This is a genomic window from Paracoccus isoporae, assembly GCF_900101865.1.
In the GTDB taxonomy this organism is placed as follows: Bacteria; Pseudomonadota; Alphaproteobacteria; order Rhodobacterales; family Rhodobacteraceae; genus Paracoccus; species Paracoccus isoporae.
This window is the reverse complement of record NZ_FNAH01000003.1, coordinates 187636-206606: the sequence shown is the minus strand read 5'-3', so window position 1 is coordinate 206606 and position 18971 is coordinate 187636. Positions and strand designations below refer to the sequence as shown.

Here is an 18971-nt window from a genome sequence, read left to right as displayed (position 1 = left end):
CGACCGGATGCGCGCCGCGAAGACGACGCCGCAGGGCGCGGCCCCGCCCCGCGCGCTCCAGGTGGAGCACCTGCGCAAAAGCTATGGCCGCGCGGATTCGGCGGTGCCGGTGCTGTCGGACGTGTCGTTCACGCTGGATTTCGGCGAGACCATGGCGCTGACCGGCGAAAGCGGGTCGGGCAAGACCACGCTTCTCCATCTCGTGGCCGGGCTCGACCGGCCCGACGCAGGCCAGATCCGCCTTGTGGGGCAGGACATCACCGGGCTGGGCGAGCGCGGGCTGGCGCGGCTGCGCCGGCATCGTCTGGCGCTGATCTTCCAGCAGTTCAACCTGATCCCCAGCCTGTCGGTGGCGGACAATCTGTCCTTCCACGCCAGGCTGGCCGGGCGCCATGATCCGGCATGGATTGCGGCGCTGACCGCGCGGCTGGGGCTGTCCGGGCTGGGCGCGCGCCTGCCCGACCAGATCTCCGGCGGGCAGCGCCAGCGTGTCGCCATCGGCCGGGCCATGGCGCTGCGCCCCGATCTGCTGCTCGCCGACGAGCCGACCGGCAATCTGGACGAGGACACCGCCCAGCAGGTGATCGCCGCGATGACCGGGCTGGTGGCGGAGATCGGCTGCGCCCTGCTGCTGGTGACGCATTCGGAACGCATCGCGGCGCAGATGGGGCGGCGGCTGCATCTCAGCCATGGCCGGGTGGGGCCGCGATGATCCGCGCGGTGCTGGGCGTGTTCTGGTCGCATTGGCGGCGCAACCGGGTCCAGCTTGCCACGCTTGTGCTGGGCATCGCGCTCGCCACCGCGCTGTGGACCGGCGTGCAGGCGATCAATGCCGAGGCCCGCGCCGGGCTCGAAGCAGCGGCGCGCAGCGCCATCGCCGCCGAGATGCCGCGGCTGGAACGGCGCGACGGCGGCGAGATCACGGTCGAGGATTTCGTGGCGCTGCGCCGGGCGGGGGTGCTGGTCGCGCCGGTCCTCTCCGGCCCGTTCCAGCCCCGGCCCGGCACCACGCTGACCCTGACCGGCATCGACCCGCTGACCGCGCCGGCGGGGCTGTGGCCACAGGCGGACGCCACTGCCGATCCCGCCGCCGCCAGCCGGATCTTCCTGCCCCCGGATGTCGCCGCCGGGCCGGGCCAGGCGAACCATCCCGCCGTGCCCGAAGGCCAGGCGATCGCGGATATCGGGATCGCGCAGCGCGAGCTGGGCCGGGACGGGTTCGACGCGCTGATCCTGACCCCGCCGCAGCCGCTGGGTGCCCCCGATCCGCAGGCAGTGCTGCCGGGGCTGGTGCAGGTGGCGGCCGCGGCGGACACCGACCCCGCCGATCTGACCCAGAGCTTCCGGCTGAACCTCACCGCCTTCGGGGCGCTGTGTTTCATCGTCGGCCTGTTCATCGTCCGCGCCACGGTCGGGCTGGCGATGGCGCAGCGCCGCCGCACGGTGGGCGTGCTGCGCGCCCTCGGCGTTCCGCTGCGGCTTGTCGGCGCGCTGATGCTGGCCGAGCTGGCGCTGATCGCGGCCTGCGCGGGGCTGCTCGGCGTGGTGCTGGGCTACTTGCTGGCAACGGCGCTGATGCCGGGCGTGTCGCTGACGCTGGACGGGATCTACGGCGCCCGGATCGGCAGCGCGGTGGCGCTGCGTCCGGTCTGGTGGCTGGGCGGGCTGGCCATCGCGGTGCTGGGCACGCTCGCCAGTGCCGCAGGCCCGCTCCTGCGCACCGCGCGCGGCCCGGTGATCGCCGCGCCCGCCCGCGCGCGTCCGGGCTGGCTGCCGGTGGCGGCCGGGCTGGCGCTGCTGGCACTCAGCGCCGCCCTGGCGGTTCTGGGTGGCAGCCTCACCGCCGGGTTCGCCGCCATGGCCGCGCTGCTGCTCGGCGCGGCGGCGCTGACGCCGTCCGGCCTGTCGCTGCTGCTGCGCGCCGCCGCGCCGCTCGCGCGCGGCCCGGTCGCGCAATGGACGCTGGCCGAGACCCGCGCCCAGATCCCGCAAATGTCGCTGGCCATGACCGCGCTTCTGATGGCGCTGTCGGCCAATATCGGCGTCGGCACCATGGTCGACAGCTTCCGCCGCAGCTTCTCCGATTTCATCGACCAGCGGCTTGCCGCGGAGCTCTATGTCGCCACCCCCGATGGCGGGGCGGCACTCTCCGCGCTGCTGGGGGACGATGCGCGCCCCCTGCCGATCACCTGGGCGGATGCCGAGATCGCCGGGCAGCCGTCAGAGATCTATGCCGTCGTCGATGACCCGACCTATCGCGAGGACTGGCCGCTGCTCACGGGCGCGCCCGATGCCTGGGACCGGCTCTACGCGGGCCGGGCCACGATCATCAACGAACAGCTTCACTATCGCAGCGGGCTCGGCCCCGGCGACATGGTGACGCTGCCCGACGGCCCGGCCGAGATCGTGGGCATCATCGCCGATTACGGCAACCCCTTGGGCAAGCTCTTGGTGTCGCAGCCCCGTCTGGACCGGATCGCGCCCGGCGCCGTTCCGGCCCGCATCGCCATCCGAACCGACCGGCCGCAGGCGCTGCGCGATGATCTGATCGCAGGCGGAATCCCGGCCGACCGGATCGCCCTTCAGGCCGAGCTGAAATCGGTCTCGCTCCGCATCTTCGAGCGGACCTTCGCGGTGACCGCGGCGCTGAACACGCTGACGCTGGCCGTTGCCGGGTTCGCGGTGCTGACCTCGCTGCTGACCATTGCCGATTCGCGCCTGCCCCGCCTCGCGCCGCTGTGGTCGATGGGGCTGGACCGGCGGCATCTCGCGCGGCTCGAACTGGTCCGCGTCACGCTCAGCGCCGCGCTGACCGCGATGCTCGCCCTGCCGGTGGGGCTGGCGCTGTGCTGGCTGCTGCTCACGGTGGTCAATGTCGAGGCGTTCGGCTGGCGGCTGCCCTTCCGCGCCGATCCCGGCGCCTGGCTGCTGCTGATGGGGCTGGGCTGCCTGGCCGCTGTGCTGGCGGCGCTGTGGCCGGCCTGGCGACTGTCCCGGATCTCGCCCCGCGCGCTGTCGGAGGTGCAGAGCCTTGATCAATAGACGCGCCCTGATCCTCTCGGCCCTCGCCGCATCGCAGGCCCGCGCCCAGGGCTTCGCCGGGCTGGGAACCGAGTCCGCCGGTTACGCCATGCCCGATCCCGCCCGCCCAATCCGGTTTCCGCAGGATCACGCGCCGCATCCGCGCTATCGGATCGAATGGTGGTATCTGACCGCGCCGCTCAGCTTTGAGGACGGCACCGAGCTGGGCATCCAGTGGACGCTGTTCCGCTCCGCCCTCTCGCCCGAGCCGGCCGGGCCGGGCGGCGCGCCGCCGCAGGCATGGCTGGGCCATGCCGCGGTGACTACGGCGGACCTTCATGTCGTCTCCGAACGCTATGCGCGCGGTGGGACCGGGCAGGCGGGTGCCACGGCCGCGCCCTTCGCCGCCTGGATCGACGAATGGCAGATGCAAGGCGCAACGCCCGCCGATCTGACCCTGTCAGCCGCCGGGCCGGATTTCCGCTATTCGCTGCGACTGCGCGCGCAGGGACCGCTCATCCGGCACGGGCAGGGGGGCTATTCCGTCAAGTCGCAGGCCGGGCAGGCGAGCTATTACTACTCGCAGCCCTTCTATGACGCGGCGGGCACGGTCGATCTGGGCGATGGGCCGCGTGCGGTCAGCGGCGCGGGCTGGCTCGACCGGGAATGGTCCAGCCAGCCGCTGGCCGAAGATCAGAGCGGCTGGGACTGGTTCTCGCTCAATCTCGATGACGGGCGGCGGCTCATGGCCTTCCGGCTGCGCGGCGCGCAGGACTATAAGTCCGGCACATTGATCGGCGCGGATGGCAAGGCGGTTCCGCTGGGCGATGGCGACATCCTGCTGGATCCGGCGGCACGCGAGGGCGGCCCGCCGACACGCTGGCGGCTGCGCCTGCCGGGGCACGATCTGGACGTGACGATCACCGCGCTCAACCCCGACGCCTACATGGCCACGCGCATCCCCTATTGGGAAGGCCCGGTCGCGTTCGAGGGCACGGCGCACGGGCGCGGCTATCTGGAAATGACCGGCTACACAAATCCGCGATGAACGGGTTTCCCGACCGTCCGGGGGGGGCGAATCGGTTGACCGGAACATTAGGCGAACATAAGCTGGCGGCATGGCCCGGAAAAGTTTACAGCAGAAACTGGCGATCCTTTCGGATGCCGCGAAATACGACGCCTCCTGCGCGTCCAGCGGCACCACGCGGCGCGATTCGCGCAAGGGCGGGATCGGCTCGGCCGGCGGCAGCGGCATCTGCCACGCCTATACCCCGGACGGGCGCTGCGTCAGCCTGCTGAAGATCCTGATGACGAATTTCTGCATCTATGACTGCGCCTTCTGCGTGAACCGGGTCAGCAGCAATGTCGAACGCGCCCGCTTCTCGCCCGAGGAGGTGGTGACGCTGACGCTGGAATTCTACCGCCGCAACATGATCGAGGGGCTGTTCCTGTCCTCCGGCATCATCCGCAGCCCCGATCAGACCATGACCGATATGGTCCGCATCGCGCGGATGCTGCGGCAGGATCATGGCTTCAAGGGCTATATCCACCTCAAGGCGATCCCTGATGCCGCGCCGGAACTGGTGGCGGAGGCCGGGCTTTATGCCGATCGCATGTCGGTGAATATCGAGCTGCCGAAGGATCAGAGCCTGCGCGAACTCGCCCCCGAAAAACGCCCCGAAACCATCCGCGGCGCGATGGCTGACATGCGCATGTCCCGCGCCGCCGCGAAGGAGCGCAGCTTCACCGGCAAGCGCCCGCCCGCCTTCGTGCCGGCCGGGCAATCCACCCAGATGGTGATCGGCGCCGATGCGACGACGGATCGCGAGATCCTGCGCACCTCCTCCAATCTCTATGCGGGATATGACCTGAAACGGGTCTATTACTCGGCCTTCAGCCCGATCCCCGATGCCTCCGCCGCGCTGCCGCTGATCCGGCCGCCGCTCTCGCGCGAGCATCGGCTGTATCAGGCGGACTGGCTGATGCGGTTTTACGGCTTTGACGCTGACGAGATCGGGGCGGCCCGGCCGGATGGCAATCTGGACCTGGATCTGGACCCGAAACTGGCATGGGCGCTGGCGAACCGCAGCCTCTTCCCGGTCGACATCGCCCGCGCCGGGCGCGAGACGCTGCTGCGCGTACCCGGCTTCGGGGTCAAGACCGTGCAGCGCATCCTGGCCGCGCGGCGCTGCGGCCCGGTGCGTTACGGCGATCTGCTGCGCATGGGGGCGGTGATGTCGAAGGCCAAGGCGTTCATCAGCCTGCCCGACTGGCGGCCCGGATCGCTGACCGACAGCGTCGATCTGCGCAGCCGGTTTGCGCCGCCGCCGGAACAGCTCTCGCTCTTCGGATGATCCGCATCGCGCTTCCGCGCTTTGGCAGCTTCGACGCATGGCGCGACGCCGCGCGGCAACTGGCCAGTGCCGGTGTCCCCGCCGCCGACATTGCCTGGACCGGCGATGACGCCGCGCCCGAGCTGTTCGCGGCGCAGGACCTGCCGCCCCCCGGTCCGCAGCCGGTGCGCGCCAGCCGCGCCTTTCTGTCGCTGGCCCGGCAGGTCTCCACGCATGCGGATGCGCAGCGTTGGGCCTGGCTCTATGCCGGGCTGCTGCGGCTGCAGGATGATCCGGGCTATCTGGCCAACCCCGCCGATCCGATGGCGGCGCGGTTCGGGAAGCTCGCGAAATCCGTGCGCCGCGACATCCACAAGATGCATGCCTTCCTGCGCTTCCACGAATTGCCCGCCGCCGGGCCGCGCCGCTCCTTCGCCGCCTGGTTCGAGCCCGATCACCCGATCCTCGAACCCGCCATCCCGTTCTTCGTCAAGCGCTTCGCGGATATGGACTGGCTGATCGCCACCCCGCAGGGCACCGCGCGCTTCGACGGCAGGCTGCATCTCGGCGATCCGGTCCCGCGCCCGGATCTGCCCGAGGATGCGAGCCATGATCTCTGGCAGACCTATTTCGCCAATATCTTCAACCCGGCGCGGATCAAGACCCAGGCCATGCGGTCGGAAATGCCGCGCAAATACTGGAAGAACCTGCCAGAGACCGCGCTGATCCCGGAGATGCTGAACGACGCGCCCCGCCGGGTCCGCGCCATGCAGGACGCCGGTGCCAGCACCGCGCCCGCCTTTGCGCCCCGCGTCACCGCCCGGATCCGCCACGCCCCCGATGACCGCCCGCCTGCGACGATGGCCGACGCCCGCGCCCAGGCCGGGCGGTGCACGCGCTGCGATCTCTGCCAGCATGCCACTCAGACAGTGTGGGGCGCGGGCGATCCGGCCGCCGATCTGATGATCGTGGGCGAAGCGCCGGGCGATCACGAGGATCTGCAGGGCCGCCCCTTTGTCGGCCCGGCCGGGCAGTTGCTGCGCGAGACGATGGATCGCGTGGGCCTTTCCCCGGACCGGGCCTGGCTGACCAACGCGGTCAAGCATTTCAAATTCGCCGCACGCGGCAAGCGGCGGCTGCACCAGAACCCGAATGCGGGCGAGATCAGCCATTGCCGCTGGTGGCTGGGGCTGGAGCGCCGCTTCGTCGCCCCGCGCCTGACCGTGGCGATGGGCGCCAGCGCGGCCTTTGCGCTGACCGGCGACCGCAGCGCGCTGACCCCGCGCCGGGGCCGAATCGAGGCCGCAATGGACCGCGGCCCGGTCCTCATCACCTGGCATCCCAGCCGCATATTGCGCCTGACCGGGGCCGAGGCGGGGGCCGCGCAGCGCGAATTCGCCGCCGATCTGCGCCAGGCGCGCGACCTGCTGGCCGGGTGATCCGCCACCCGCCACCGGCCTCGCACCCTGGGTGTGCGCCGCGACAGGGCGGCGCGCACCGTCCCGCGCGCAATCCGCGCTTCCCCTTCGCCCCAAATCCGGCAGACTGGGGCGGGGACAGCGACGAAAGGATCCGGGATGGACAAGCGCGGGCTGGAAATGACGGTGCTGATGACGCCGGACATGGCGAATTTCAGCGGCAAGGTGCATGGCGGCGCGCTGCTGGCGCTGCTCGACCGGGTGGCGTTTTCCTGCGCGTCGCGGTTTTCCGGCGAATACACCGTCACGCTTTCGGTCGATCAGGTCACCTTCAAGGAACCGATCCATGTGGGCGAGCTGGTGACCTTCCGCGCCCATATCAACCACACCGGGCGCACCTCGATGGAGGTCGGCATCCGGGTCGAGGCCGAAAACATCCGCCGCGCCACGCGGCGTCACACGAATTCCTGCTATTTCACCATGGTCGCGGTGGATGAGCGCGGCCAGCCCGTGCCGGTGCCGCCGCTGGAGCTCGACGATGTCCACAGCCGCCGCCGCTGGAAAGCCGCCGAGGCGCGCCGCGAGATCCGCCGCGAGATCGCAGAGCGCCAGGCCGCCCTTGTCGCGCAGGACACGGATCGCGACTGATCCTTTCTTCCTCTCAACGATCTGCGGCACCGTCCGCGCCGTCCGTCCGGGCATCCCGATTGCCCCCGCAACCTGAGCGCCCCACGCCGCTGATGCCTGCCGCGCCATCGCAGGCAGACCCGATCTCGGCGCAGGCGCGGGGTCTGACCGGTCAGCCGGGCACCGGGCCCGCACGGCAAAAAAGCCCTGCGCACGCAGGCAGTGCGCCGTCATTCGCGCCGGGGGCATACCGCCGCAACCGGACCCGAGACGGTGACAGGCACGGCAGGCCGCGATCCGTTGGCTGGCAGAACGCCCCCGCTCGGCCTTGCCGTACCCGCCGCCGCGATCTTGCCGCGATCCGTCGCGCAGGCCGGGTTCCACCGCCGCCAGCGGCGCGGCGACACGCATTGACCCCGCCCCCCGGCTCGGGCAAAGGCTGGACGCCGGATGATACCGAGGCCCAAATGGACGACTTCACCGCCGATGTCGCGGCCGCCGAGACCGCGCTGCGCGATCTCTTCCCGGCCACGCCGCTGCAACTGAACGACCATCTCTCCGCCCGCTACGGGGCCGAGATCTGGCTGAAGCGAGAGGATCTGACGCCGGTGCGCAGCTACAAGCTGCGCGGCGCGTTCAACGCCATGCGCAAGGCCATCGCGGCAGGCAGCACCCGGCATTTCGTCTGCGCGAGCGCCGGAAATCATGCGCAGGGCGTGGCCTTCGCCTGCCGGCATTTCGCCGCGCAGGGCACGATTTTCATGCCCGTCACCACGCCGCAGCAGAAGATCGACAAGACCCGGATCTTCGGCGGCGCGCAGGTCGAGATCGTGCTGACCGGCGATTATTTCGACCAGACCCTGGCCGCGGCCCAGCAATTTGCGGCTGAACATGGCGCGGCCTTCCTGTCGCCCTTCGATTCGGCCGATGTGATCGAGGGACAGGCGACGGTCGCGCGCGAGATGCTCGCCCAACTGCCCGCGCCGCCCGATCTGGTGGTCATGCCGGTGGGCGGCGGCGGGCTGTCGGCGGGGGTGACCACCTATCTGCGGGCGGAATCCGCGCAGACCGGGATCCGCTTCGTCGAACCGGAAGGCGGGGCCAGCCTGATGGCGGCGCTGGAGGCCGGGCGTCAGGTCACGCTGCCGAAGGTGGACAGTTTCGTCGATGGCGCGGCGGTGGCACGGATCGGCGATCTGCCCTTCGCCTGGCTGCGCGGTGTTTCGCCCGGCCATGTGCTGGCCGCGCCCGAGGACCGGCTCTGCATCACCATGCTGGAGATGCTGAATGTCGAGGGCATCGTGCTGGAGCCCGCCGGCGCGCTGTCGCTGGACGCGCTGCGCGATCTGCATGCGGCGGGCGCCCTGTCTGGGCGGCGCGTGGTCTGCATCGTTTCCGGCGGGAATTTCGATTTCGAGCGGCTGCCCGAGGTCAAAGAGCGCGCACAGCGCTACGCCGGACTGAAGAAATACTTCATCCTGCGCATGCCGCAGCGCCCCGGCGCGCTGCGTGATTTCCTGCAGCTTCTGGGTCCGCAGGACGATATTGCGCGGTTCGAATATCTGAAGAAATCGGCGCGCAATTTCGGCTCGGTGCTGATCGGGATCGAGACCAGAGATCCGCAGAACCTGACCACGCTGATGGCACGTCTGGACGAGAGCGGCTTCACCTATCAGGACATCACCCGCGACGAGTTGCTGGCCCAGTTCCTGATCTGAACCGGGCGCCGATCCGGCGGCAGCGTCCGGGCCGGGCCCGCAAGCGCCCCGCCGCGGGGGGGAACGCGGCACATCCCCCCGTTCCGCGCCGCCCGCTGGCTGGCTGCCCCCGCGCGATCGGCACCGCAGCCGATCCCGCAGGCTCACGCAACGCCGCTGCGCCGCTGCGCCTGACCGGCGATGAATTCGCGCTTCGTGGCCGCATAGCACTCCAGCAGCGGCTCCAGCGCCACGCCCCCGCCGCCGCCCGCGCGCAAGGCGGCCTCACCCTGCTGGCAGATCTCCGCGAAGCTGCTGAATCCCAGATTGGCCGCGCAGCCCTTCAGGAAATGGAAATCCGTTTCCATCTGCGCCGCATCGCCCTGGCAGATCCGCATCACCGTGCTTTCGATCTCGTCCAGGAACAGCTCCGCCACCGGGGCGAAATCCGCCTCTCCCAACTCCTCCCGCAATGCCTCAACCCGGTTCCAGTCAATCATCGCCGCGCCCGAATCGTCCCGTTCGATCCAGCCTAGCAATGCCGCTCTAATGCCGCGTTAACGGCGCCCGGACCCTTGTGAGACCCCAAAAAACCGCCTAATCGGGGGCGAAATACGAAAGGACCGCCCATGACCGCGCCGAAGAAAGTCGTCCTCGCCTATTCCGGGGGGCTCGACACCTCGATCATCCTGAAATGGCTGCAGACCGAATATGGCTGCGAGGTCATCACCTTCACCGCCGATCTCGGCCAGGGCGAGGAACTCGAACCGGCGCGCCAGAAGGCGGAACTTCTGGGCATCAAACCCGAGAACATCCATATCGACGATCTGCGCGAGGAATTCGTGCGCGATTTCGTCTTTCCCATGTTCCGCGCCAACGCGCTCTACGAAGGCCTCTACCTCCTCGGCACCTCCATCGCCCGCCCGCTCATCTCCAAGCGCCTGGTAGAGATCGCCCGCGAACACGGCGCCGATGCGGTCGCCCACGGCGCCACCGGCAAGGGCAATGACCAGGTCCGGTTCGAGCTCTCCTGCTACGCGCTCGACCCCAATATCCGCGTGATCGCGCCCTGGCGGGAATGGGATCTCTCCAGCCGCACGAAGCTGATCGAATTCGCCGAGCAGCACCAGATCCCCATCGCCAGGGACAAGCGCGGCGAGGCCCCGTTCAGCGTGGACGCCAACCTCCTGCACACCTCCTCCGAGGGCAAGGCGCTCGAAGATCCCGCCGTCGAGGCCCCCGATTACGTCTATCAGCGCACCGCCAACCCCGAGGACGCGCCCGATCAGCCCGAGCATATCGAGATCACCTTCACACGCGGCGACGCCACCGCCATCAACGGGCAGGAGATGTCGCCCGCCACCATCCTGACCGCGCTGAACGAGTACGGCCGCAAACACGGCATCGGCCGGCTGGATTTCGTCGAGAACCGCTTCGTCGGCATGAAATCCCGCGGCATCTATGAGACCCCCGGCGGCACCATCCTGCTCGAGGCCCATCGCGGCATCGAACAGATCACGCTGGACGCGGGCGCGGGCCATCTGAAGGATTCGCTCATGCCCCGCTATGCCGAGCTGATCTATAACGGCTTCTGGTTCTCGCCCGAGCGCGAGATGCTGCAGGCCGCCATCGACAAGTCCCAGGAACACGTCACCGGCACGGTGCGGCTGAAGCTCTACAAGGGGTCAGTGCACACGGTCGGCCGCTGGTCCGAGCATTCGCTTTATTCAGAGGCGCATGTGACGTTCGAGGACGACGCCGGGGCGTATGATCAGAAGGATGCGGCGGGGTTCATCCGGTTGAATGCGTTGCGGTTGAAGCTGCTGGCGGCGCGGAATGGGCGGGTTTGAGGGGGGGGCGGTGAGCCGCACTGCGCACAGAGGGCCGCTCTACGCCGTAAACAGACCTTGCAAAGCACAAGCTAGTCATCACCTCTGGCTTCTAAGGTATAGATTCCGTGTTGAGTTCCATAGCGGCCATACCGCGGCCTAAAATTATTTGCTGGGTCAAGCCCTATATCTTTCAACGTCAACAACTCAATAACTGCCAAACCGAGGTCGGACCCAATGAGTAACTCATGTATTTGATCTCTAGCAGTAGGTTCTTTCCCATGCGCTAAGTCGTTTCGACGATCCGCCATGATTTGCGCTTGCTGGTTATCGCAAGCCAAGCCAAAAGGCCGGCACTCACTGAAAGCTTTCACTAAGAGTTCTTTTAGACTATTTTTCTTTGGATACCGAGGTCGGGCAAATTCTTCTGCAAAGCTCTTTACTTCTTTCGATGCCGTCCTCAGGTGCGCATTGTAGTCATTTACGTAGGAACTGAACCGATCTTGCCTCTCAGAGCAGTCTGGGTACCTCACATGCAGCCATTGCTCGAGAAAGGTAATCGTTCGTATGAAGCGCTCAAAGATACCTAGCTTTGCAGACCGCAAGGTGGCTGCTGCGAGAACACGTTCCTTGATACTATCGTCGATCCACGCATTCGCCAAAGCCTCTGGGATAGCGTCAATCGGGTTTGTCAAGATAATGCTGATGTTCCTTAAGTGGTCTGCCTTCTGCCTTGGATAAACAGCCAACCTCAAGTGATTATCAAGTCTATAGTCAGAACTATCAGGCTCATCAATAAATACTGAAGTACGAAAGTCCCCTGCCGACGCACCGACTATAAAGTCAATAAAGTGCAGATGAAACCTCGCCCAGCTTTGTGCAGTCCAGATGTCAATTCCGCGTTTAGTTTTCAGGCGGGTATATGCCCGAGAAACTTGCTTGCGGGAATTTTCATCAAAGCGGTAGGTAATCGTAAAGTTAAGCTTACCAAGATCAGCCACATCCGTCTCAGATAACAACGTTTCTGCTTCAGGCGTGCCTTCCCGGCACGCTATGGCCTTATTCTGGCATGCTTGCATTTGAGCAATTGTAACCAGAGACTCAGACCAAAATCCAACCTCCGAAATGGCGGACTCATTGTCGCTATCTAAATGCGCCCCCTCAACCAAACTGCCTACATAGCCAGATAAATATGTTGATTGCCGAAATCCATATGCCAGTACTCCACCGCCGTTGGAGTTATAAAAAGGCTCTAAAAGCGTGACAGGACGACAGGAATTCAACCAACCATGCACAACATACTTGTCATGAGCGCCCAACAGGCGGAATGGTTTTACAAATCCGAAATTGTTATTGCTAAAAAGCTTAAACTGAACACTTGCAGATTTCACTTCTGGGTAGGTAAGGACACCAGACCAACCATGGGGGACCTCACCATCGCCATCTATTGTAAAAGTATATGATCCTGAATTTTCTTTCGTCATTTTTGGCCTTGAGAAAGGGGTATATGATAATTGCGAAAAATTGGCAATCTACGGTTGGAATTTTGGCGGGATCACATCCACACTTATGTGGAAGTCCAAAACTAGCACGTCCGCTTCGTCACCCCTCCACACCGACCAGCCACAAAGCGATCCGTCCCCATAAACCGCCCGGCCACAAAGCCAGGCAGCGGACCCCTACGGTCGTCCGCTGCCCTCTGCCGCGCCGCGCCTCAGACCTCATCCAACCGGCACCGCCGACCCGCCTCTTCTCCCGGCACCGACCACCTCACGAACCTCCGCGCCCCCGGATCACCGGACCCGCGCCGCCCGTCGCCGCGCCCGGGGCCGGACCCGCCATCTCCGGTGTACGCCCGGTGTACGTGCGGTGCGGGCGCAAATCCCAGCATTTGCTGGCCCGGATCGCCTCCGCGCCCGCCGCCGCGCAACACCCTGCGCGCGCCCCCCGTTGCGCGCGGTCAGAGCCGCTCGATGGCCAGTGCGATCCCCTGGCCGCCGCCGATGCACATGGTGATGAGCCCGCGCCTGCCGCCGGTCCGCTCCAGCTCGTACATCGTCTTGATGGTGATGATCGCCCCGGTCGCGCCGACCGGGTGGCCGAGCGCGATCGCCCCGCCATTCGGGTTCACCTTCGCGGGGTCCAGACCCAGCTCCTTGTTGACCGCCAAAGCCTGCGCGGCAAAGGCCTCGTTCGATTCGATGACGTCGAAATCGCCTGCCGAAAGCCCGGTTTTCTCCAGCAATTGCTGGACCGCGGGCACCGGGCCGATGCCCATCACCTCGGGCCGGACGCCGGCATGGGCATAGCCCAGGACGCGGAAACGCGGGGTCAGACCGGCGGATTTCGCGGCCTCCGCGCGGGCCAGGATCAGCGCCGCCGCGCCGTCATTGATGCCCGAGGCGTTGCCCGCCGTGACGCTGCCTTCCTTGCGGAACACCGGCCTCAGCCCGGCCAGCTTCTCGGCCGATGTCTGCTTGGGATGCTCGTCCACCTCGAAGGTGACCGGGCCCTTGCGGCTGGAAATCTCCACCGGCACGATCTGCTCGGCAAAGCGCCCCTCGGCAATCGCCGCCGCCGCGCGCTCCTGCGATTGCAGGGCGAACGCGTCCTGATCCGCCCGGCTGATGCCATGTTCATCGGCGACATTCTCCGCCGTCACGCCCATATGCCCGGTCCCCATCGGACAGGTCAGCGCGCCGGTCATCATGTCGAGCATCTTGGCGTCCCCCATCTTGGAGCCGAACCGCGCCTTCGGCACCGCGTAAGGCGCGCGCGACATGGATTCCGCCCCGCCCGCCACGGCGAAATCGGCATCGCCCAGCATCAGGGACTGCACCGCCGAGACGATGGCCTGCGCGCCCGACCCGCAGAGCCGGTTCACGTTCATCGCCGGTGTGGTGTCGGGAATACCCGCATCCAGCATGGCCACGCGCGACAGATACATGTCGCGCGGCTCGGTGTTGATGACATGGCCGAACACGACCGTGCCGATCTGATCGGGCGCGACCCCGGCGCGTTCCATCGCGGCGCGGGTGACGGTCGCGGCCAGGTCGATGGGCGGCACCGTGGCCAGGCTGCCGCCGAACGTGCCGATGGCGGTGCGCGCGCCGGACAGGATGACGATATCGGACTCGCACATGTGAAACTCCCCCAATGGTTCGGGGGAAGATTAGGTGCGCCGGGCGCGGCTGTATAGGCTCAACCCTGCGTCGGTTTGATCCGCGGCCCGCTGCCATCGCGAAAGGCCGCCAGCCGGTCCCGCGCCGCCTGCTGGGTGTTCACCACGCCTGCGACCACCGATTCGGCATAGGCTGCATCCAGCGGCGACATGTTCTGCATATGGCTGATCGCCGAGCAGATGGCGAAATTCGACAAGGGCAGGTTCTCGGCGCAGCGGCGCGCGATCTCCTGCGCTTTCGCGGCGCTGTCGGCGGCGATGTAGTTCGCCAGCCCGACCGTCACCGCCTCCTCGCCGCGATAGAGACGGCCGGTCAGCATCATGTCGATCATGCGCGACTTGCCGATCAGATCGGCGACCCGGATCGTGGCCCCGCCGCCGGTGAACAGGCCCCGCTGCCCCTCGGGCAGGCCGAAATAGGCGGTCTCGTCGATCACCCGCAGATGTGCGGCCGCGGCCAGTTCCAGCCCGCCGCCCACCACCGCGCCGTGGAGTGCGGCGATGATCGGCACGCCGCCATATTCCATCTTGTTGAACGCCTCGTGCCAATGCAGGCAGAGATGCATGAAATCTTCGGGCGCGCGGTCTTCGGCGTGATGCTCGACCAGGTCCAGCCCGGCGCAGAAATGATCACCCGCGCCGCGCAGCACGCAGGCCCTCGCCCCGGCGCGGGGGAGGCTGCGGAAGATCTCTGTCAGCTCGTCGATGGTGGCGGCGTTGAGCGCGTTGCGCTTTGCCGGGCGGTTCAGCGTCACCGTGGCAATGCCGTCCTCGTCCAGATCCAGCAGGGTATGTTCGAGTTTCAGTTCGGAGATGCGGGACATGCGGATCAGCCTTTCTCGATCAGATGCATCACGACAGGGATGGTGAACACGCTGGCCGCGGTCGAGATCAGGATCGCCGAGGACACGCGCTGCACGGCGATGCCGAAATACTGCGCCAGCATGTAGACATTGCCCGCCACGGGCAGGGCGGCGGCGGCGATCATCACCGCCGCCGGGAAGGCCGCAACGCCGAGCGCCCAGGCGGCGATCCCCACCGCCAGCGGGTGCAGTACCAGCTTTGCGCTGCTGAGCCAGACGGCGATGGCGGGGCGCTCGGCCCGGCGGCCGACCAGGCTCGCGCCGATGGCAAACAGCGCGCCGGGGGTTGCGGCGGCTGACAGCAGCGTCAGGAACTCCATCGCCGGGCCGGGGATGGGCAGGGACGCGCCCGACCAGATCAGCCCCGCCAGCATCGAGACGATCATCGGGTTGGCCACCAGCCCCTTCAACAGTGTGCCGGTCATCGACAGGCGCAGACGGCCTTGCCGCGCGGCGGTGATGATGAGGGTGATGAGGGTAGAAAACACCACCAGGTCGATGATGAGGATCATCAGCACCGGCCCGGCGGCGGCATCGCCCATCAGCACGACCAGCATCGGCACGCCGAGAAAGCCGGTATTTCCGATGACGCAGCAATGCGCCTCCATCACCGCATCGCCCAGGCTGAGGCCGCGGGCGCGCGCGGCGGCCACCCCGATTCCCCAGATCACCAGCGAGCCGGCCAGATAGGCCGCGGCAAAGCGCGGATCCCAGATCTGCCCGATCTCCAGCGTCGCGGCGAAGCGGAAGAGCATCGCGGAAAGCGGGAAGTAGAAGACGAATTTGGTCAGCCAGGCGGCGGCCTCGGGCGGGAAGAACCGGGTCCGCGCGGCCGCCCAGCCAAGCCCGATCAGCAGGAAGAAGGGCAGCGTCTTGAAGAAGATCGGCAGCATGTTCATGTCCTGCTGGCTGCGGGCCGTGACAGGGCGACAAGACCATCCGGGGCTTGGAGTTGCAAGACGGGGCGCGGGGCGGGTGGGCCGCCCCAGGCGCAGCAGGATCGCAACACGCAGGCCAAAGGCTCCGTAGGAGACCCGCCCGGAATCAAGGGGCGCAGCCCCGCCGGGCAGCGGACGACCGCCCGCACGGGCGTCCGCTGCCCTGTGTCCGATACCGAACGCGCCAACTCTCGTGACCGCAGCAGGCCCGGCCCGGAACAAGGGGCGCATGCCCCGTCGGGCCAGCGTCCGACCGCCCCCCGGGCGGACGCTTCTTCGCCGGACCGAGCAGGACGGTCGTTCAGCGGGGATGCGAGATAAAGCGCGATGCGGGGGCGATGACGGCGTCAGCCCGCGGTGGGACGCTGGACCTCTGTTTCGCGATCTGGCAACTCAGCCGCCGCTTTTGCCGTGATCCGCGCCGATATGCGCCTCGCCACGCGTCGCAGCCAGCTCGACCTGTTTCTGGCGCTCTCGGAACCGCGCCCGGTCGGCATCGGAATATTCCCCGATGCAGCGATGGCAGGAGACGCCGTCCTCATATTCCGGCCGGGCCTTGTCGGCATCCGCCAGCGGGCGGCGGCAGGCGTGACACAGATCGTAACTGCCCGGCCTTAGCCCATGGCCGAGGCTCACCCGCTGATCGAAGACGAAGCATTCGCCTTGCCAGCGGCTGTCTTCCTCCGGCACCTCTTCGAGATATTTCAGGATCCCGCCTTGCAGGTGGAACACCTCCTCAACGCCCTGCGAGATCAGGTAATTCGTCGATTTTTCGCAGCGGATCCCGCCGGTGCAGAACATGGCGACGCGCTTACCCTTGAAGCGATCCGCGTTTTGCGCCCACCATTCGGGAAATTCACGGAAGGACTTCGTTTCGGGATTGACCGCGCCCTCGAACGTGCCGATGCCGACCTCGTAATCATTGCGGGTGTCGATCACCGCCACATCCTCGGCCTCGATCAGTGCGTTCCACTCGGCGGGCGCGACATAGCGGCCGACAGCGGCGGTCGGGTCCACCGCTGGCTGGCCCATGGTCACGATCTCGCGCTTTAACCGGACCTTCATCCGGCCGAAAGGCATCTCGGCCGCGGCGCTTTCCTTCCAGTCGAGATCAGCGCAGCCGGGCAGGGTTCGGATATGATCCAGCACCGCATCGATCCCCTGACGCGTGCCGGCGATGGTGCCGTTGATCCCCTCGGGCGCGAGCAGAAGCGTGCCGCGCACCCCGTTCGCGCAGGCGGTTTTCGCCAGCGGGGCCTTGAGCGCCTCGGGCTCGGGGAAGCGGGTGAAATGGTAAAGCGCGGCGACGGTCAGCATCTGCTGCCCTTAATCGCCGCGCCCCGAGTCGTCAAATCCCGGATCAGCCGCCCGATCCGAAGGTGATGCCGAGCGCGAAGCCGCCGAGCAGATAGATGAACATTGTGATGAGCACGATCCCCACCACGTTCAGCACGAATCCCCCCCGCGCCATCTGCCCGATCGTCACCGCGCCGGTGCCGAAGACGATGGCATTGGGCGGCGTACCCACCGGCAGCATGAAGGCGCAGGTCGCCGCAAACGCCGCCGGGATCAACAGCGCCATCGGATCGACGCCGATGCCCACGGCGACCCCGCCCAGGATCGGGATGAAGGTCGCGGCCGTGGCGGTGTTCGAGGTGATCTCGGTCAGGAACAGGATCAGCGTGACGACCGCCGCCACCAGCATGATCGGGGTCAGCGATCCAAGCCCCTGCACCTGCTGGCCGAACCACTGATCGAGCCCGCTCGCCGCCACCGCACCCGCCAGGCTCAGCCCGCCGCCGAAAAGCAGCAGCACCCCCCAGGGCAGGCCGTTTTCGGCATCCTTCCATTCCAGCACCATGGTGGTGCGCCCGCGCCCCGGCAGCAGGAACAGCGCAATACCCGCCGCAATGGCGATGGCGGTGTCGTCCAGCAGCCCGAGGAAGCCCAGATCCGATCCGGTCAGGCTGGTCAGAAGCCCCGGCACCACCCAGAGAAACGCCGCGGAGGCAAAGACGATCATCACCATCCGCTCGCCCTGGCCGACCGGGCCGAGCGAGGCGATCTGCTCGTCGATCATCTGCCGGCCGCCCGGCACCTCGTCCAGATTGAAGCGGTAGAGCACGTTCGTCATCAGCACCCAGGCGATGAGGATGAACACCGCCGCCAGCGGCAGGCCGATCAGCATCCATTGCAGGAAACCGATATCACCGCCCAGCTCATCGGAAACATAGCCCGCGACAATGGCGTTGGGCGGGCTGCCGAGCAGCGTGCCAAGACCGCCAATCGTCGCCGCCCATGCAATCGACAGCACCAGGCAGATGCCGAATGCCTTGATGTTGGGGTCGTCCACCACCTCGCTGATCGTGCCGCCCGCGGCGAGTTCCTCGCCCACCTCGGCGCCCTGATCGGTATGCTGGCTGCGTTCGATCACCAGCGTCAGCACCGACAGCCCGATGGGCAGCATCATCAGCGTCGTGGCGGTGTTGGACACCCACATCGACAGAAAGCCGGTGGCGATCATCATGCCCAGGATGATCCGCTTGGGCTGCACCCCCACCCGGCGCAGCGTCAGAAGCGCGATGCGACGGTGCAGATGCCATTTCTCCATCGCGATGGCGATCAGGAACCCGCCGAGAAACAGGAACACGATCGAGCTGGCATAGGGCGCCGTCGCCTCGCTGACCGTGCGTTCGGTGAACATGGGGATCAACACGATGGGCAGAAGCGAGGTGGCCGAGAGCGGGATCGCCTCGGACATCCACCAGATCGCCATGAGCGTGCCGATGGCGGCAACATTGCGCGCATCGGGGGACAACCCCTCGGAGCCGCCAAGGATCAGCCAGACGATCAGCGCCGCGATCAGTCCGGCGGCGCGCAACCCCCACAGCATCACGGGCGAGCGGCCCGAGCCGGATTCGTATTCGTCGAAACGGCCCTGCTGGTGAAGATCTTCCGGATATTGGCCGGGACCGCCTGTTCCCTCTGGCCGATCATTGTCAGTCATAAAATCCCCCCTTGAAATACGTGCCACCGGATCAGCTTGCGCAGTTCTGCGAAACCG

15 protein-coding genes are annotated in these 18971 nt (G+C 67.1%); 8 read left to right on the top strand and 7 right to left on the bottom strand.

All coding sequences use genetic code 11. The annotated features are described in order from the left end of the window. Window positions 1-7: 7 nt before the first annotated feature. The 7 genes from BLT73_RS07290 to ilvA all read left to right on the top strand — a co-directional run bounded on the left by BLT73_RS07290 (window position 8) and on the right by ilvA (window position 9117). Complete coding sequence (locus BLT73_RS07290; RefSeq protein ID WP_090522582.1) at window positions 8-712, top strand: ABC transporter ATP-binding protein; 705 nt, start codon at window positions 8-10, stop codon at window positions 710-712. Then, the gene (locus tag BLT73_RS07285) at window positions 709-3042 is read left to right on the top strand and encodes an ABC transporter permease (RefSeq protein ID WP_090522342.1); all 2334 of its coding nucleotides are present in this window, start codon (window positions 709-711) and stop codon (window positions 3040-3042) included. Before BLT73_RS07290 ends, BLT73_RS07285 begins: the two co-directional genes overlap by 4 nt. Then, window positions 3035-4069 carry a lipocalin-like domain-containing protein gene (locus BLT73_RS07280; protein WP_090522580.1) on the top strand — a complete coding sequence of 345 codons (1035 nt, stop codon included), beginning with the start codon at window positions 3035-3037 and terminating at the stop codon, window positions 4067-4069. The genes BLT73_RS07285 and BLT73_RS07280 overlap by 8 nt, the downstream gene beginning before the upstream one ends. Window positions 4070-4139: 70 nt before the next feature. Continuing rightward, on the top strand, window positions 4140-5375 hold the full coding sequence (locus tag BLT73_RS07275) for a putative DNA modification/repair radical SAM protein (protein ID WP_090522340.1): 1236 nt from the start codon (window positions 4140-4142) through the stop codon (window positions 5373-5375). Next, window positions 5372-6793 (top strand): UdgX family uracil-DNA binding protein, encoded by a 1422-nt coding sequence (locus tag BLT73_RS07270; RefSeq protein WP_090522337.1) that lies wholly within the window; start codon window positions 5372-5374, stop codon window positions 6791-6793. Before BLT73_RS07275 ends, BLT73_RS07270 begins: the two co-directional genes overlap by 4 nt. Before the next feature lie 138 nt (window positions 6794-6931). Next, complete coding sequence (locus BLT73_RS07265) at window positions 6932-7420, top strand: acyl-CoA thioesterase (protein WP_090522335.1); 489 nt, start codon at window positions 6932-6934, stop codon at window positions 7418-7420. A gap of 446 nt (window positions 7421-7866) precedes the next feature. Further along, window positions 7867-9117 carry a threonine ammonia-lyase IlvA gene (ilvA, locus tag BLT73_RS07260; protein WP_090522332.1) on the top strand — a complete coding sequence of 417 codons (1251 nt, stop codon included), beginning with the start codon at window positions 7867-7869 and terminating at the stop codon, window positions 9115-9117. A 143-nt stretch (window positions 9118-9260) separates the two neighbouring features. On the opposite strand, the gene BLT73_RS07255 is transcribed toward ilvA, so the two are convergent. Continuing rightward, window positions 9261-9635: an Hpt domain-containing protein gene (locus BLT73_RS07255; RefSeq protein ID WP_090522330.1), complete on the bottom strand. Its 375-nt coding sequence runs from the start codon at window positions 9633-9635 to the stop codon at window positions 9261-9263. 90 nt (window positions 9636-9725) lie between these two features. On the opposite strand from BLT73_RS07255, the gene BLT73_RS07250 reads away from it, so the two are divergent. Then, window positions 9726-10946, top strand: coding sequence for an argininosuccinate synthase (locus BLT73_RS07250; protein ID WP_090522328.1), 1221 nt, complete (start codon window positions 9726-9728; stop codon window positions 10944-10946). 71 nt (window positions 10947-11017) lie between these two features. On the opposite strand, the gene BLT73_RS16990 is transcribed toward BLT73_RS07250, so the two are convergent. From BLT73_RS16990 to BLT73_RS07225, 6 genes are all read right to left on the bottom strand, one after another. Then, window positions 11018-12409 (bottom strand): hypothetical protein, encoded by a 1392-nt coding sequence (locus tag BLT73_RS16990; protein ID WP_143025641.1) that lies wholly within the window; start codon window positions 12407-12409, stop codon window positions 11018-11020. A 476-nt stretch (window positions 12410-12885) separates the two neighbouring features. Beyond that, the gene (locus BLT73_RS07245; protein ID WP_090522326.1) at window positions 12886-14067 is read right to left on the bottom strand and encodes an acetyl-CoA C-acyltransferase family protein; all 1182 of its coding nucleotides are present in this window, start codon (window positions 14065-14067) and stop codon (window positions 12886-12888) included. A gap of 59 nt (window positions 14068-14126) precedes the next feature. Continuing rightward, window positions 14127-14930 carry a crotonase/enoyl-CoA hydratase family protein gene (locus tag BLT73_RS07240; RefSeq protein WP_090522324.1) on the bottom strand — a complete coding sequence of 268 codons (804 nt, stop codon included), beginning with the start codon at window positions 14928-14930 and terminating at the stop codon, window positions 14127-14129. Between the two features lie 5 nt (window positions 14931-14935). Then, a complete protein-coding gene (locus tag BLT73_RS07235; protein ID WP_090522578.1) occupies window positions 14936-15862 on the bottom strand; it encodes an AEC family transporter in 927 nt (308 codons plus the stop codon). Window positions 15863-16300: 438 nt separating this feature from the next. Continuing rightward, window positions 16301-17224: an oxygen-dependent tRNA uridine(34) hydroxylase TrhO gene (gene trhO, locus BLT73_RS07230; RefSeq protein ID WP_090522322.1), complete on the bottom strand. Its 924-nt coding sequence runs from the start codon at window positions 17222-17224 to the stop codon at window positions 16301-16303. A gap of 43 nt (window positions 17225-17267) precedes the next feature. Continuing rightward, a complete protein-coding gene (locus BLT73_RS07225; RefSeq protein WP_218132513.1) occupies window positions 17268-18914 on the bottom strand; it encodes an SLC13 family permease in 1647 nt (548 codons plus the stop codon). Between the last annotated feature and the right edge of the window lie 57 nt (window positions 18915-18971).

What these genes read in the sequence shown, in the direction of transcription:
- BLT73_RS07290 (WP_090522582.1), top strand. Translation starts at nt 8, where the DNA reads ATGCGCGCCGCGAAGACGACGCCGCAGGGCGCGGCCCCGCCCCGCGCG.
- BLT73_RS07285 (WP_090522342.1), top strand. Translation starts at nt 709, where the DNA reads ATGATCCGCGCGGTGCTGGGCGTGTTCTGGTCGCATTGGCGGCGCAAC.
- BLT73_RS07275 (WP_090522340.1), top strand. Translation starts at nt 4,140, where the DNA reads ATGGCCCGGAAAAGTTTACAGCAGAAACTGGCGATCCTTTCGGATGCC.
- BLT73_RS07270 (WP_090522337.1), top strand. Translation starts at nt 5,372, where the DNA reads ATGATCCGCATCGCGCTTCCGCGCTTTGGCAGCTTCGACGCATGGCGC.
- BLT73_RS07265 (WP_090522335.1), top strand. Translation starts at nt 6,932, where the DNA reads ATGGACAAGCGCGGGCTGGAAATGACGGTGCTGATGACGCCGGACATG.
- ilvA (WP_090522332.1), top strand. Translation starts at nt 7,867, where the DNA reads ATGGACGACTTCACCGCCGATGTCGCGGCCGCCGAGACCGCGCTGCGC.
- BLT73_RS07250 (WP_090522328.1), top strand. Translation starts at nt 9,726, where the DNA reads ATGACCGCGCCGAAGAAAGTCGTCCTCGCCTATTCCGGGGGGCTCGAC.
- BLT73_RS16990 (WP_143025641.1), bottom strand. Translation starts at nt 12,409, where the DNA reads ATGACGAAAGAAAATTCAGGATCATATACTTTTACAATAGATGGCGAT.
- BLT73_RS07245 (WP_090522326.1), bottom strand. Translation starts at nt 14,067, where the DNA reads ATGTGCGAGTCCGATATCGTCATCCTGTCCGGCGCGCGCACCGCCATC.
- BLT73_RS07240 (WP_090522324.1), bottom strand. Translation starts at nt 14,930, where the DNA reads ATGTCCCGCATCTCCGAACTGAAACTCGAACATACCCTGCTGGATCTG.
- BLT73_RS07235 (WP_090522578.1), bottom strand. Translation starts at nt 15,862, where the DNA reads ATGCTGCCGATCTTCTTCAAGACGCTGCCCTTCTTCCTGCTGATCGGG.
- trhO (WP_090522322.1), bottom strand. Translation starts at nt 17,224, where the DNA reads ATGCTGACCGTCGCCGCGCTTTACCATTTCACCCGCTTCCCCGAGCCC.
- BLT73_RS07225 (WP_218132513.1), bottom strand. Translation starts at nt 18,914, where the DNA reads ATGACTGACAATGATCGGCCAGAGGGAACAGGCGGTCCCGGCCAATAT.